The 13,180-nt window shown below is 52.8% G+C and carries 16 protein-coding genes; 7 read left to right on the top strand and 9 right to left on the bottom strand.

Features of this window, described 5'->3' with window-relative positions; all coding sequences use genetic code 11:
• Positions 1-104: 104 nt before the first annotated feature.
• Positions 105-1,556, top strand: a complete 1,452-nt coding sequence (locus ACO0LC_RS10300; protein WP_423002617.1) for a PLP-dependent aminotransferase family protein — start codon at positions 105-107, stop codon at positions 1,554-1,556.
• Positions 1,557-1,644: 88 nt separating this feature from the next.
• On the opposite strand, the gene ACO0LC_RS10295 is transcribed toward ACO0LC_RS10300, so the two are convergent.
• The 3 genes from ACO0LC_RS10295 to ACO0LC_RS10285 all read right to left on the bottom strand — a co-directional run bounded on the left by ACO0LC_RS10295 (position 1,645) and on the right by ACO0LC_RS10285 (position 4,493).
• Positions 1,645-2,289: an alanyl-tRNA editing protein gene (locus tag ACO0LC_RS10295; protein WP_423002615.1), complete on the bottom strand. Its 645-nt coding sequence runs from the start codon at positions 2,287-2,289 to the stop codon at positions 1,645-1,647.
• Positions 2,286-3,395, bottom strand: coding sequence for a threonine aldolase family protein (locus ACO0LC_RS10290; RefSeq protein ID WP_423002613.1), 1,110 nt, complete (start codon positions 3,393-3,395; stop codon positions 2,286-2,288). The genes ACO0LC_RS10295 and ACO0LC_RS10290 overlap by 4 nt, the downstream gene beginning before the upstream one ends.
• Before the next feature lie 288 nt (positions 3,396-3,683).
• The gene (locus tag ACO0LC_RS10285) at positions 3,684-4,493 is read right to left on the bottom strand and encodes an AraC family transcriptional regulator (RefSeq protein WP_423002611.1); all 810 of its coding nucleotides are present in this window, start codon (positions 4,491-4,493) and stop codon (positions 3,684-3,686) included.
• 84 nt (positions 4,494-4,577) lie between these two features.
• Here ACO0LC_RS10285 and ACO0LC_RS10280 point away from each other — a divergent pair, with 84 nt between their 5' ends.
• On the top strand, positions 4,578-5,003 hold the full coding sequence (locus ACO0LC_RS10280) for a hypothetical protein (protein ID WP_423002609.1): 426 nt from the start codon (positions 4,578-4,580) through the stop codon (positions 5,001-5,003).
• A gap of 42 nt (positions 5,004-5,045) precedes the next feature.
• Here the strand turns inward: ACO0LC_RS10280 and ACO0LC_RS10275 are convergent, their stop codons facing one another.
• The 5 genes from ACO0LC_RS10275 to ACO0LC_RS10255 all read right to left on the bottom strand — a co-directional run bounded on the left by ACO0LC_RS10275 (position 5,046) and on the right by ACO0LC_RS10255 (position 7,979).
• Positions 5,046-5,450, bottom strand: coding sequence for a DUF4124 domain-containing protein (locus ACO0LC_RS10275; protein ID WP_423002607.1), 405 nt, complete (start codon positions 5,448-5,450; stop codon positions 5,046-5,048).
• Positions 5,451-5,569: 119 nt separating this feature from the next.
• Positions 5,570-5,953 (bottom strand): nuclear transport factor 2 family protein, encoded by a 384-nt coding sequence (locus ACO0LC_RS10270; RefSeq protein WP_423002605.1) that lies wholly within the window; start codon positions 5,951-5,953, stop codon positions 5,570-5,572.
• Positions 5,954-6,035: 82 nt separating this feature from the next.
• Positions 6,036-7,115, bottom strand: a complete 1,080-nt coding sequence (locus tag ACO0LC_RS10265) for a hypothetical protein (protein ID WP_423002603.1) — start codon at positions 7,113-7,115, stop codon at positions 6,036-6,038.
• Positions 7,116-7,170: 55 nt separating this feature from the next.
• The gene (locus tag ACO0LC_RS10260; RefSeq protein ID WP_423002601.1) at positions 7,171-7,434 is read right to left on the bottom strand and encodes a SemiSWEET transporter; all 264 of its coding nucleotides are present in this window, start codon (positions 7,432-7,434) and stop codon (positions 7,171-7,173) included.
• Between the two features lie 29 nt (positions 7,435-7,463).
• Positions 7,464-7,979 carry a flavin reductase family protein gene (locus ACO0LC_RS10255; protein ID WP_423002599.1) on the bottom strand — a complete coding sequence of 172 codons (516 nt, stop codon included), beginning with the start codon at positions 7,977-7,979 and terminating at the stop codon, positions 7,464-7,466.
• Between the two features lie 215 nt (positions 7,980-8,194).
• On the opposite strand from ACO0LC_RS10255, the gene ACO0LC_RS10250 reads away from it, so the two are divergent.
• From ACO0LC_RS10250 to ACO0LC_RS10230, 5 genes are all read left to right on the top strand, one after another.
• Positions 8,195-8,578 (top strand): hypothetical protein, encoded by a 384-nt coding sequence (locus tag ACO0LC_RS10250; protein ID WP_423002597.1) that lies wholly within the window; start codon positions 8,195-8,197, stop codon positions 8,576-8,578.
• A gap of 93 nt (positions 8,579-8,671) precedes the next feature.
• On the top strand, positions 8,672-10,012 hold the full coding sequence (gene miaB, locus ACO0LC_RS10245; RefSeq protein WP_423002595.1) for a tRNA (N6-isopentenyl adenosine(37)-C2)-methylthiotransferase MiaB: 1,341 nt from the start codon (positions 8,672-8,674) through the stop codon (positions 10,010-10,012).
• Complete coding sequence (locus tag ACO0LC_RS10240; protein WP_423003041.1) at positions 10,009-11,124, top strand: PhoH family protein; 1,116 nt, start codon at positions 10,009-10,011, stop codon at positions 11,122-11,124. The genes miaB and ACO0LC_RS10240 overlap by 4 nt, the downstream gene beginning before the upstream one ends.
• Positions 11,108-11,578: an rRNA maturation RNase YbeY gene (gene ybeY / locus ACO0LC_RS10235; protein ID WP_423002593.1), complete on the top strand. Its 471-nt coding sequence runs from the start codon at positions 11,108-11,110 to the stop codon at positions 11,576-11,578. The genes ACO0LC_RS10240 and ybeY overlap by 17 nt, the downstream gene beginning before the upstream one ends.
• Before the next feature lie 269 nt (positions 11,579-11,847).
• Positions 11,848-12,738 carry an ion channel gene (locus ACO0LC_RS10230; protein WP_423002591.1) on the top strand — a complete coding sequence of 297 codons (891 nt, stop codon included), beginning with the start codon at positions 11,848-11,850 and terminating at the stop codon, positions 12,736-12,738.
• A 14-nt stretch (positions 12,739-12,752) separates the two neighbouring features.
• On the opposite strand, the gene ACO0LC_RS10225 is transcribed toward ACO0LC_RS10230, so the two are convergent.
• Positions 12,753-13,109, bottom strand: a complete 357-nt coding sequence (locus tag ACO0LC_RS10225) for a DUF1304 domain-containing protein (RefSeq protein WP_423002589.1) — start codon at positions 13,107-13,109, stop codon at positions 12,753-12,755.
• Between the last annotated feature and the right edge of the window lie 71 nt (positions 13,110-13,180).

Below are 13,180 nucleotides of genomic sequence, written 5' to 3'. Positions count from 1 at the left end.
CTGAAAAAATAGGGGCGAGGCGCACTATAATTCATGTATGGCTCTTAAAAAAGAACCAGAATAAGGAATTAATTTAGAGCCACATGCTGCCTTTCTGGAAAACCATGGACTACGCCTTACTGCTGAATCACTTTCAAGCCGAACACCGCCACTCAGGCTGGCCGCGGCAACGCCTCCTGCATGAATGCCTGCGCACTGCGATCAAGAGTGGCAAGCTCAGCGCAGGCACGCGCTTGCCACCCAGTCGTGAACTGGCGGCCGAGCTGGCCATGGCGCGCAATACCGTGCTGTATGCCTATGAGCAGCTGGCAACCGAGGGTTATGTGGATGCCAGCAAGCGTGGCACGCTGGTGGCCCAGGTCAAACTGGCACAGGCAGCCAGACCAGAAACGACCATGCCTGCCCCTGCAGTATTGTCACAACGTAGCCGGGTCAGCACAGCCCTGCTGGATATTACCGTCATGCAGGCATTTACCCCGGGTGTACCGGCACTGGATGAATTCCCCCTGGGGCAGTGGCGACATTTGCAGGCGCGGGCCTGGCGTCAAGTCACCACCAGTCAGTTGAATTATGGCGAGCCTGCGGGTGAACCCGCTTTGCGTGCTGCCATTGCTGATTATTTGCGGGTCTCTCGTGGCGTGCTCTGCGATACCGGGCAAATTTTTATCACAGACGGCACCCAGTCCAGCCTGGATTTATGTGCCCATGCCTTTGCCGATATTGGTGAACAGGTGTGGATGGAAAACCCTGGCTACCACGGTGCCAGGATGGCTTTCAATGCAGCGCAGTTAAGCATACGCGGCATTGCTGTGGATGCTGATGGCATTGCGCCTGAAGCCAGCGATTGGCAAGACTGTCCGCCACGCCTGATCTATGTCACACCATCGCATCAATACCCCCTGGGTAGTGTGCTGGGGCTGGCCAGGCGCATGGCTTTGATAGAGCAGGCCAGGGCTTGCGGTGCGCTCATCATAGAAGATGATTATGACAGCGAGTTCAGGCATGATGGCCCACCTCTGCCAGCCATGCAGGGCCTGGCGACAGATGCACCTGTGCTCTATCTGGGGACTTTCAGCAAGACCATGTTCCCGGCTTTGCGCCTGGGGTTTATCGTAGTGCCACGTCATCTGGTGGCGGCACTGGGTAATTTTCTGGCGCACACTGCACCGCGCGGACGGGCAGTAGACCAACTGGCCCTGGCAGAATTTTTAAGCAGCGGCCAGTTCGCCACGCATTTACGACGCATGCGGCGTTTGTACCGGCAAAGGCGGGATGCCCTGGTCACTGCGCTGGAACAGCGTCTCGGTGCAAGGGCTCTTATACATGGTGCCAGCACCGGCATGCATTTGAGTTTGCTCTTGCCAGCAGATGTCGATGACAAACAAGTCAGTGACAGGGCCATGGCGGATGGCATCGTCGCCCAGGCGCTGAGTTCGCATGCAGCAGAACATGGCTGCATGGCTGACAATGGCAATGGCCTGATACTGGGGTATGCGCAAGTGCCTGCTCAGGATATGGCATTGGCGGTTGGACGATTGGTGAAGGGCATGCCTTAAGGTCGTCATGTGGAAGATATGCCAGTATCTTTTCCATGACATTCACGACAGGGTGGTGCGCATGGCGTGCCCTACACGATTACTCTGTTTATGCGAGGTCATAGTGCACCGATAATTGCCCCTTTTTTTCTTTCACCCGGGTGATTTTTATTTTGCCTATCTGCGCGGTTGCCATGACATGGGTGCCGCCGCAGGCATGGGCGGGCAAGTCGCCAAAACCTATCTGGCGTTGTCCATCTGCCAGGCTGGTCTTGCGTGGTAGATTAGCTGCCACCCAGGCATTGATCTGCTGTTCTATCTCTGCTGCGAGCAAGGCCGTGTCTGCCTCTGTATTCGATGCGTCTTTGCTTTCAAACACCACTCTGGCTTCTCCTGGCCAGTGATGTCCCTTGATGGCTTGCAGCCCCGCCAGTTCGCCATAGCATCCTATCAAATGGCCAGCAGAGTGAAGCTGGGTATGCAGATGGCGCACATCAGGAAAGACCTCGATAAACGCCACTCCCACATTCACAGGCTGATCGGTCAGATGGATTATCATGTCACCGCTTTGAAAAACCCGGTTGACCTTGACGCCTGCGATATAACCAGCATCCGAAGGTTGCCCGCCACCTTGCGGATGAAACAGGGTGCCATCCAGGATAATCTCAAAATCCCCATCCGGCCTGGCTGTGCATTGCTCTACCTTGCTATGCATGCTCAAGTGTTCATTGCTGAAATAATGGCGGGCTGTCATGCTGCACGCTCTGCTGCTTGTTGGGCATGAATATCTCTCATGCTGGCCAGTAATTGTTCGACCTCGGCTATCGTCGTTGCAAAGCTGGTGACGAAGCGCACGACACCGGCTTCCCAGCGGCCATGCAAGAAGGCGTAGCCCTGTTTCAATAAGGCTGTTGTCATGGTCTCGGGCAAACGGCAAAAGATGATATTTGCCTGGGTTTCGCCCAGCACTTCTATGTCACTGATTTGCTGCAAACCCTGGCGCAGGCGCAGTGCCATGTCATTGGCGTGAGCTGCATTCTTGAGCCAGAGATCATCCTGCAGATACGCCTCCATCTGCACCGACAGGTAGCGCATTTTTGAAGTCAGATGCGCTGCACGTTTGCGGCGATATCCCATCTCCGCTGCCAGGCTCTGGTCAAACAGGATGATGGCTTCTACACCCATGGCACCATTCTTGGTGGCCCCAAAGGAGAGCGCGTCTACCCCTGCTTTCCAGGTCATTTCTGCTGGCGTACACGCCAGCGAGACCAGGGCATTGGCAAAGCGTGAGCCATCCATATGCAGGCGCATGGAGGTGGCCTGGCAAACCTCGCTGATGCGCTTGATTTCGTCGATACTGTAGACACTGCCAATTTCAGTTGCCTGCGTGATACTGACGGCATGCGGCTGCGTCACGTGCACATCGCCACGCTTGAGGCGGCTGGAGCTGGCCAGAGTGTTGACATTAATTTTTGCCGATGGTCCATCGACAGGCAATAGCTTGGCACCATGGGTGTAGAACTCAGGTGCAGCACATTCGTCATTATGAATGTGGCTGCCCGGATGGCAAAAAATATGGCCCCAGGGCGGTGACATGGCGCTCAGACACAGGGAGTTTGCAGCCGTGCCTGTGCTGACCAGGAAAACACTGAGCTCGCGCTCGAAGACTTCACATAATGTTTTTTCTACGCGTGCCGTATACTCATCGGCACCATAAGCCGCAGCCCTGCCGGTATTGGCAGCCAGCATTGCTTCCATGATGGCGGGTGATACAGCGGCAGTATTATCACTGGCAAAATTTTTGGCGATGGCCGGTGGGCTGGTTGTATGCTTGCTTTCCACGATGCGTATCCTCTTCATGATGAACCTGTTTGTATTTGAAAACAGGTGTTGGTGAGGTGCATGATAGAGAGATAAATGATTCCTGGATTGTAAAAAATTGACTAAAGAGCCCCATTTTTGACCGTGCCATAAAACAAGCCCAGATTGTGTAGGGTGCGTTATAACGCACCCTACAAATCTAAAGTGTCCCCCATTTTTGACCATGCCATAAAATAGGCAGTGTTCCCGTAGGAGCGGCTTCAGCCGCGAATTGTTGATAACAGAAAAACATTCGCGGCTAAAGCCGCCCCTACAAAAACCAGGGTTTCAATATGAAGAAGGGGCGACGCCAAAGGCTTGCCGGAAGGCGCGGTTGAAATGGCTTTGGTCGTAGAAACCAAGCAGGTGGGCAACATCGGCGATGGAGGCGGGATTTTTTCCCAGCAAGGCACAGGCATATTCAAGGCGCAGCCTGACCAGCCAGGCATGCGGTGTCATGCCTATGCTGTACTTGAACTGGCGCAGGAAATGGAACTGGCCCAGGCCGCAAATAGCCGCCAATTCATCCAGGCTGATTTTTTGCGAGAGATGTGCCACGCAGTATTCTTTGATGCGCTGTATGTGCTGGGGAGACAGGCCACCCTTGATGCTCTGGGGCTTGATGGTTTTGGATTGGGTGAATACAAATTCCAGCAGCGACAGCCATTCTGACTGTAGCGCCAGGGGCGAGGCATTGTCAGCGACATGCATGGCGTCGTGCAGGCGTAGCAGGTGGGCGGCCCGTATGGGGTCTTCCAGCATGGTTCCAACTAACGCTGGTTCGCGGTTTGATCCTGAGAGTTCTTCCGTGACCTGGTTCAATAGTTCAAAAGGCAGGCGGAATGTCTTGAGGGTATAGGCATCACCACCTTCGCCTATGCCATCGTGGATTTCACCAGGGGGCATCAGGACGATGCAGCCAGGTCCCAGCAAGACTGAACTGCCGCGGAATTTTTGCCTTTGCACGCCCTCTGATACCAGGCCTATGTGATAGTCGAGATGATAATGACGGTCAAAGTGAAATTCTGAAAGCCTGCCTCCACTTAGTACCAGGCCAGGCACCTGTGCGACGCGCTGGTAATGTATTCGATCTTTCATTCTATCAACAATGTATGCCCATGCTGCGGTAACTGGAGGTGGTTTTGCAGTGAAAACGCCTGCTCAGCATACCTTAAATTTGCTATGCCAGCAGCCATATGCCTTGCCCGGCTGCTGCAACGCATAGAGAGATGGCAGTCTGGTGCTTATTCTGGTCTCAAGCCTGTTCATTGGTACAGGTTAATACAGGTTTTTGCCACCAGGATGGCGACTAGCAAGACTTTGATCCGCGCACACCGCCCATACGGGTCGGCAGTACATCGCCAGCCAGTGTTGCCAGTATTGAACAGCAGGCCGCACAGCAAGGGGGGAGTGGCCGTGAACTCTAAACCAGTGCATACCAAGACCGGGCAGGCCGAGCCTGTTGATACAAAAGCGCCTTTGTCAGATCCACGCAAAGTCATGAAACAGGCTTTGCAAGACTTGCAAGAGGGCCAGCAAGATACCGATTTGCATGGCCAGCGTGGTGTCGAGGCGGTGGTCAAACCTGGGACTAAGGCGCGTCATTAGCATGAGTGATCAAGAATAACATGGCTCATGCCAGGCTCAGGTTTACTGGTCGTACTTCTTGTTTTCCAGCTTGTGGGGTTTGTCAGTGTAAGTGGTTAACCTGGCCGACCTTACCCCTTCAGGCAAAGGTGTGCTCATGAAATCCTTGACGGCGCGTTCATTGCTGCGGCGGGTATTATCCAGCAAGTCATTGCGGTCGCGTACAGCCTGACGCTGATTGAAGGCTTCATTCTTGGCTGCCCAATTAGTGTCTGAGCCACCGTCTGAACCCGAACCTACATTTTTCTGACCAGCTTTGACAGAAGTGCCCTTGGCAGTGGACTTGGGGCAGACGTTGTCTGTAAATGTCACCCTTCCATCGTTGTCCACACATCTTTGTATCTGGGCTGATGCCAGGCTGCTCAGGGACAGCAAGAAGGCGGCGGAAAAAACAGGCAAGAGTTTCATGGTGCTGGTCCTGGTATCAGGTGATGAGAATGAAAGTGGCTGCAAGCTTCTCATAAATGCCGCTAAAACTCAAGACAGGCAGCCACTATCGGTACACCTCAGTTTTTAAAAAGCACAGCTTAACTATAGTCGCTGATCCCTGCCAGTAAACCATCCTTGAAGATAAATTCAGAACGGCCATTGAGCTTCAGGGTTTCTCCTGTTTTTAAGCCATTTGGCAAGTCGATGGCGAGCACGCCCTGGTAGGCGATGTCTATGCTGGCCTGGTCAGCTTGGAAGCGAAAATTGCTGGGGTCTTGCTGGCGGGAGCTGAAGTAGCCCTTGGATTGCTCGGCCAACTGGCGAAATTCTTCGCGGCCATTGGTTTGGGCATTGATCTCACCATCAGAAATATTCTTGAAGACGATATCGGTATGCAGTAAGTCCATCATGCCGTCGATATCGAAATTATTGTAGGCAGTCAGGTAGCTGTGTATGAGGCCTTGCTTTTCTTCATCCTTCATTTTTCAGACTCCATTATGTAGGGATAATTATTATATCCTTGCTAATGGAGTTTGGTTCTTTGGCATGAAATCCATGCATGTTTTAATGTGCGGCAGCTTGCGGGCTTGATTGCAGGGTTGATTGCTGCATTGCTTGTTGTGCCGGGTGCTGATGGGCATGTTCTGCACGATTTTTCATGAGACCCAGTATGGAATGATGGAAGTCATTCAAGACCATTTTCCCCCACAGGTCACCATAGGTCTTGAGCTGGGATTTATTGATGAAGCGGGTAGTCAGGCGCAACTCTGTGCCGCCGTCTTTTGCCTGCAAATCATAACCACCATCAAGCACATCGAAGTATTCACCACCCATTTCCACATGTCTGTCCAGTGCGTCTCTGGGGATGCCACCCTGCTGGATATGAAAGCGATAATGCATGGCATATGGTTTTTGCCAGGTGGTGATGATTTCTTCAAACTGCACATTCTTTTCCCAGCGCGAAGTCCTGACGGCCCCTACGCCTGCACCATCCATATTGGCGGCCAGCGGTTTTGGCAAGCCTATCAGGTGCACAAAGGAAAAGCCGAGTTCATCCGGTTTGATGTCTTGTACCGAGGCCAGTTGCTCAAACACTTCGTCAGGGCTGGCCTGTATCTGTATGACTGAGCTGACTTCTTGCTGGCTTTGCGCTGGCGGCAGATGGGCTTCTATCGGGCCCAGCAAGAGTGGTAATAAAATAAAAGAAGAGAGACTGGCCTTGGATACCCGCAAGCGATTATGTATCCAGCCAGCGATCAGCCCACCTATCACAGAGGCCACCAGAAAGACCGGGAACACCAGCACCAGACATACCATGCCTTCCAGCAGGAAGACGAACATGGCCAGCAAAAAGGCCATCATAGACATGAAGGACACCATGACTTGCATGCCTACATGAATACGGGATTTTCCTGCTGCCAGCAATACTGCAACTGCACCGACGCTGAAAGGAGCGAAGATCAGAAAGGCAGTGGAAACGATTTGCAGCCAGGCATGCAAAGACTTGTGCTCAAAGCCCACACGTAGCAGCAAGCCATAGATGACACCTGCACCAACGGAGGCAAACAGGCGTAGCCCAGGCCTGGCAGCTTCCGGGATTTTATGGATATCGCTGTTGCTGTGGTCGTCACTATTCTCAGACATACTGTCTTCCTGTGCATGTGAACCTGAAAGCCAGTCAATCAGGCCAGGGAAAAAATTATTTGTAGACCAGCTTCATCACCAGGATGAACATGGCCAGCATCAGGGTGACCATATTGGCGATGATGATGGGCAGGGCGCTTAGCATGAGGCCGTAGATAAGCCACATGATCACGCCGCTGACGAGGATGATATACATGCCCAGAGAGACGCCCTCGGCACGTTTGCGGCGCCAGGTCAGCCAGGCTTGCGGGATGAAGGCTGCGGTCGTCAGGCAGGCAGCAAAATAGCCGATGAGGTCGGCGGACAAAAAATTAGTCATGCGGGGTTTACTAGATATTTACTTGATTTTTACTTGATTTCTATGGGCGGGCGCAAGAACTGGCCTGAGTGAAAGACCAGCGGTGCCTGTTGGGTGAATTCACAATGCTCGACTTCGCCAACGAAGATGACATGGTCGCCCTCAGGGTAACGGCTGCGGTTATGACATTCAAACCAGGCAGATGCCCCCGTCAGTATGGGGTGGCCAGTACGCGACAGCGTGTAATCAACACCGGCGAAACGGTCAGTCTTGCGGCTGGCAAATTGCTGGGCCAGCCAGGCTTGCTCGGCAGACAGGATATTGACGACATAATGTGAATTGCCGCTGAATACCGGCAGGCTATTCGCGGCCGTGCCCAGGCTCCAGAGTATCAAGGGCGGGTCCAGCGAGACGGAATTGAAGGACGATGCCGTCAAGCCCAAAAACTGGCCATCCGCCAGCCGGGTGGTGATGACGGTGACGCCAGTGGCAAATTGTGACAAGGCATCCCGGAAGTGGCGGGTATCAAATTCACGTTTTTCAGAGCGGGGTGAGCTGGTGTGCATGGGTATCCATCGTTCCTTTTTTACCATTATCCCAGATTTTGAGGCTTTCCGGCTTGAGAACAGGTGTTTGCCTGCTATGCTGCAATAGTAAGTGTAGCGCTGACTGTGTTAAACTTGCAGGCTTGCTGGTTTCTCTGAGGTTTCAAGCTAAGTAATTGATTCCTTTGAATTTAATCCCTTTGAATTTAATTCCCAAGAGGTGCTGAGGTATGCCCATGCTGCTGGTTTTACGTCGTGTAATGATGTTCTTCATGCTGGCTGTGCTGGCGACAGCAAGTTTGCCAGGTTTTGCCCAAAGCCCGGGGGAACGCAAATTCCCTGAAAATACCAAGCGCGGGGTCTTGAATATGTCGCAATACCCGGATGTGCTCATCAATGGCAAGTCCGTCAATACGGCACCGGGTTTGCGTATTTTTGATGATGAAAACCTGTTCATCTCACCTACGCAGATTACCGGTAATTACATCATCATTAATTATCTCGAAGATAATTTTGGTGAAGTATCCAGGATCTGGGTCCTGACTGAAGCGGAGCGCAGAAAAACCTTGCCGCCAGTGCAGGAATGGAAACCACAGATTTTCCAGAACAAGAATTTTTAAGTAGCGCCCCGGGATGGCTCCATGTCTTGTGCTGTGATGCAGTCCCCCAAGTGTACGCAAAGTAAGCAAGGTAAGCAGAGTAAGTAGAAAATTATGCAAAAAAAAGTATTTATCAAAACCTTCGGTTGTCAGATGAACGAGTACGACTCGGACAAGATGGCGGATATCCTCAATGCCAATGACGGCATGGTGAAAACCGATAATCCCGACGATGCCGACGTGATTTTGCTCAATACCTGCAGCGTGCGCGAAAAAGCATCCGAGAAAGTATTTTCTGACCTGGGTCGCCTGCGTGAACTCAAGCGCAAAAAACCTGAGTTGCTGATTGGTGTCGGCGGTTGCGTGGCATCACAAGAAGGTGATGCCATTGTCAAGCGTGCGCCTTATGTCGATATGGTATTTGGCCCGCAAACCCTGCACCGCCTGCCGCAGATGATAGATGCGCGCCGTAGTTCTGGCCGTTCGCAAGTCGATATCAGTTTCCCTGAAATTGAAAAATTTGACCACATGCCCCCAGCGCGCGTCGAAGGTGCGAGTGCCTATGTGTCCATCATGGAAGGCTGCAGCAAGTATTGCAGTTATTGCGTCGTGCCTTATACCCGTGGTGAAGAAGTGTCGCGCCCGTTTGATGATGTACTGGCAGAAGTGGCTGGCCTGGCTGAGCAGGGCGTCAAGGAAATTTCCCTGCTGGGGCAAAACGTGAATGCCTACCGTGGCATCATGGAAGATGGCGAGATCGCTGACTTTGCCCTGCTGATCGAATACATCGCCGAGTTCCCGCAGATAGAACGCATACGCTTTGTCACCAGCCACCCCAAAGAATTCACCCAGCGCCTGATCGACTGTTATGCCAAGGTGCCCAAGCTGGTCAATCATTTGTACCTGCCTGCACAGCATGGCTCTGACCGTATTTTGTCAGCGATGAAGCGCGGTTACACCGCTATTGAATACAAATCCGTCCTGCGTCGTTTGCGGCAGGTGCGCCCGGATATTTCAGTGTCGTCTGATTTTATCGTTGGCTTCCCCGGTGAGACGGATGAAGACTTTGATGCGCTGATGAAGCTCATTAATGACATCGGCTTTGATAACAGCTTTAGCTTTATCTTCAGCCCGCGCCCTGGCACGCCAGCGGCGAACCTGGTTGACGATACCCCGGCAGAACTCAAATTGCGCCGCCTGCAGCATTTGCAGTCTGTGATTGATGCCAATACCAAGAAATACAGCAATGCGATGATAGGTACGGTACAGCGTATCCTGGTAGAAGGCCCGTCGGTCAAGGACCCGAATGAATTGCAGGGTCGCACCGAGAATAACCGCGTCGTCAATTTCGCGGGTTCCAAAGATCTGGTTGGTACGCTGGTGAATACCCGCATTACCGTATCCTATAATTATTCCTTACGCGGCGAACTCGTCGAAGAGGCAGTGACAGCATAATGGCAAAAACACCCGTGCCGGTAGCGCACTTCATCCCTCAACCACTGGACAATACCCGCCTGGCACATCTGTGCGGGCCACTGGATGAGAACTTGCGGCAGATATCATCGGCACTGGATGTGACGATCTTTCGCCGTGGTGAAAAATTTATCGTCAGCGGCCACAATGCCGAAAAAGCGATAGAGATACTTGAGCATTTCTATGGCCTGGCGAAAAAAATCGTCACTATCGATGAAGTGCAACTGGCCCTGGTAGAGCAACGCGCCAGCAAGAGCCTGAAAAAAGGCAAGGCCGGTAAAGAAGATCAGGATGATGTTATCCCTGCCGATGCCGTCGCGGTAGACGCCCCCTTGCCGGAAGATGCCGACATAGAAAGCCCGATGCTGAAAACCCGCCGCAGCGATTTGCGCGGGCGCACGCCGCATCAGAATCATTACATCAAAACCATACTCGAACACGACATCAGCTTTGGTATAGGTCCGGCGGGTACTGGCAAGACTTACCTCGCCGTGGCCTGCGCCGTTGATGCGCTAGAGCGTGATGCCGTCAAGCGTATCGTGCTGACCCGCCCGGCGGTGGAAGCGGGTGAACGCCTGGGTTTCTTGCCGGGCGACCTGGCGCAAAAGGTCGACCCTTATCTGCGGCCTCTGTATGACGCCCTGTATGATTTGCTGGGTTTTGACCGTACACAAAAAATGTTTGAAAAGCAGGTCATCGAGATCGCCCCGCTGGCGTATATGCGTGGCCGCACCTTGAACCATGCTTTCGTCATCCTCGATGAAGCGCAAAACACCACGCCAGAACAAATGAAGATGTTCCTGACACGTATAGGTTTTGGCAGCAAGGCCGTGATTACCGGTGACCCTACCCAGGTTGACTTGCAGCGTAATGTAAAGAGCGGCCTCGTCGATGCCTGCCAGGTACTCGATGGTGTGCGCGGCATAGGCTTTACCCATTTTGGCAGCGTCGATGTGGTACGTCACCCGCTGGTGGCCCGCATCGTCGATGCCTATGAAAGCGCGAATGCCAATGCCACCGCCAACAGCGCCGCCATCGGCTTGCTGAAACCCGCAACCCCCTTAAGCTCTGCCCACCATGGTCGCAAAAAGTAAAACTGAAGCTAAACATAAATTGACGCTGTCTGTGCAATATGCCGACAAGCGCCTGCAAGATATCCTGACCCGGCCGCTGATACGCCAGACCGTGCAGGCGGCGCTGTTTTTCCCCGCAGAAATCACCTTGCGCTTTGTCGATGCTGAAGAAGGCAAGGTGCTCAACCATGATTACCGCGGCAAGGACTACGCCACCAATGTGTTGACCTTTGCCTATACCGAGGATGAAGATGCCGAGGTGACCCAGGCCGACATTATCCTGTGTACCGATGTGCTGGAGAAGGAAGCTGCAGAGCAAAAGAAAACCGTGCTTGAACATGCCCAGCATTTGATCGTCCACGGCGTCCTGCATGCCCAGGGCTATGATCATGAAGAGGATGATGAGGCAGAGGAGATGGAAGCGCTGGAGATAGAGATACTGGCGGGGATGGGGTTGGGGAATCCGTATCAGTAGTACTTGTAGGTTGGGCTACGTTTCACCAGCCCAACACTGGGCGGTTCAATAACGTACACCTTGATCTTATGGAGGCATACACTTGTTCAACCGACCCCCATCCCCCACCCGACCATTCCACTGCGCCGCTTGCATGCGGCTTAGATATTTGTGGCGCAAAGCTGCGCTTTGCGAATTCCCACAAATCTCCCCTTGAAAGGGAACGAGTGACCAGCTTTTGCGCCAGCAAGTGAACGATCAAATATCCACAATATTCGAAAGCCCCCAACATGACCCAACATAAACCGCATGGCCGACACATCAGCATGGGTGGCCGTTCCGTCATCGCCTATGGCTTGCGTACCCAGTTCTGGCAAGATCTTTACTACTACGCCATGACCTCCAGCTGGCCGGTATTTTTTGCTGGCGTGGGCCTGGTATTCCTGGCCCTGAACCTGTGCTTCGCCTCCCTTTTCATGCTCGGTGATAACCCTATAGGCAATCTGCATCCAAATAGTTTTCTGGGGGCGTTTTTCTTTAGTGTGGAGACGCTTGCGACGGTGGGTTATGGTGACATGCACCCACAAACCGTGTACGGGCATAGTATCGCCACGCTGGAGATTTTTGTTGGCATGGCCAGTGTCGCCCTGATTACTGGCGTCATGTTTGCGCGGTTTTCACGTCCGCGTTCCAGCATCATTTTTGCCGATCACCCGGTCAGCCATGTGATGGATGGCAAGCGGGTCTTGCTGATACGACTGGCCAATGCGCGCATGAATATCATCAGTGAAGCGACGGCAAAAATGCGCCTGATGCGCGATGAGAGTTCTGCCACTATGGGTAGTTTTCGCAAGATCGTCGACATGAAGCTGGAACGTGAGCAACATCCCATCTTTATCCTGGGCTGGACGGTGATCCATGTCATCGACGAGAGCAGTCCGCTGTTTGGTCTTGATGCCGATGCCATGCGCAAGCTCAATGCTTCATTGATACTGAGTGTAGAGGGGGTTGATGACACCACCAACCAGCCGCAGAGGGCGCGCCAATATTACACCTGCAACCAGATAAAATGGAATCATCGTTATGTCGATGTATTTGAAAATAACAAGGACGCGGTCCAGCACATCCATTATTCGCGCTTCCATGATTCAGAAGAAATCGTCGATGTGCCGGTAAAATAAAGCCAATTAGAAATTTAGAAATGCAGCAAGACCAGTGCCAGTAGCGCTGGTGCTGCCTGTATATACAGGATGCGGCGGCTGACTGAATAGGCACCGTAGGCACCAGCTACGATGACGCAGGTGAGGAAGAAAATCTTCACATGAAAACCTTCACCGCCACCCATCAGCAAACCCCAGACCAGACCGGCTGCCAGAAAGCCATTGTAGAGCCCCTGGTTGGCTGCCAGTACCTTGGTGGTCTCGGCCTTCTCAGGACTATTGCGGAAAGTGCGCAAACCCATGGGCTTATCCCACAAGAACATTTCCAGCACCAGGAAGTAGATATGCAGGGCGGCGACGATACCTGTCAGTATGTTGGCGATGATGTACACGGTTTCTCCTCGTTGAAATTTTGAGATTATTGTCAACGGATCATAGTTGATCCCCCCGCTTTTAAACAGTG

It is taken from the genome of Undibacterium sp. JH2W (assembly GCF_049340425.1).
Lineage (GTDB): Bacteria > Pseudomonadota > Gammaproteobacteria > Burkholderiales > Burkholderiaceae_D > Undibacterium.
Note: the sequence above shows the minus strand (reverse complement) of the source record. Positions and strands in the feature narration are given on the sequence as shown.

What these genes read in the sequence shown, in the direction of transcription:
- ACO0LC_RS10285 (WP_423002611.1), bottom strand. Translation starts at nt 4,493, where the DNA reads ATGAAAGATCGAATACATTACCAGCGCGTCGCACAGGTGCCTGGCCTG.
- ACO0LC_RS10270 (WP_423002605.1), bottom strand. Translation starts at nt 5,953, where the DNA reads ATGAAGGATGAAGAAAAGCAAGGCCTCATACACAGCTACCTGACTGCC.
- ybeY (WP_423002593.1), top strand. Translation starts at nt 11,108, where the DNA reads ATGGTCGCAAAAAGTAAAACTGAAGCTAAACATAAATTGACGCTGTCT.
- ACO0LC_RS10300 (WP_423002617.1), top strand. Translation starts at nt 105, where the DNA reads ATGGACTACGCCTTACTGCTGAATCACTTTCAAGCCGAACACCGCCAC.
- ACO0LC_RS10275 (WP_423002607.1), bottom strand. Translation starts at nt 5,450, where the DNA reads ATGAAACTCTTGCCTGTTTTTTCCGCCGCCTTCTTGCTGTCCCTGAGC.
- ACO0LC_RS10260 (WP_423002601.1), bottom strand. Translation starts at nt 7,434, where the DNA reads ATGACTAATTTTTTGTCCGCCGACCTCATCGGCTATTTTGCTGCCTGC.
- ACO0LC_RS10255 (WP_423002599.1), bottom strand. Translation starts at nt 7,979, where the DNA reads ATGCACACCAGCTCACCCCGCTCTGAAAAACGTGAATTTGATACCCGC.
- ACO0LC_RS10280 (WP_423002609.1), top strand. Translation starts at nt 4,578, where the DNA reads ATGCCAGCAGCCATATGCCTTGCCCGGCTGCTGCAACGCATAGAGAGA.
- ACO0LC_RS10265 (WP_423002603.1), bottom strand. Translation starts at nt 7,115, where the DNA reads ATGTCTGAGAATAGTGACGACCACAGCAACAGCGATATCCATAAAATC.
- miaB (WP_423002595.1), top strand. Translation starts at nt 8,672, where the DNA reads ATGCAAAAAAAAGTATTTATCAAAACCTTCGGTTGTCAGATGAACGAG.
- ACO0LC_RS10230 (WP_423002591.1), top strand. Translation starts at nt 11,848, where the DNA reads ATGACCCAACATAAACCGCATGGCCGACACATCAGCATGGGTGGCCGT.
- ACO0LC_RS10295 (WP_423002615.1), bottom strand. Translation starts at nt 2,289, where the DNA reads ATGACAGCCCGCCATTATTTCAGCAATGAACACTTGAGCATGCATAGC.
- ACO0LC_RS10250 (WP_423002597.1), top strand. Translation starts at nt 8,195, where the DNA reads ATGCTGCTGGTTTTACGTCGTGTAATGATGTTCTTCATGCTGGCTGTG.
- ACO0LC_RS10290 (WP_423002613.1), bottom strand. Translation starts at nt 3,395, where the DNA reads ATGAAGAGGATACGCATCGTGGAAAGCAAGCATACAACCAGCCCACCG.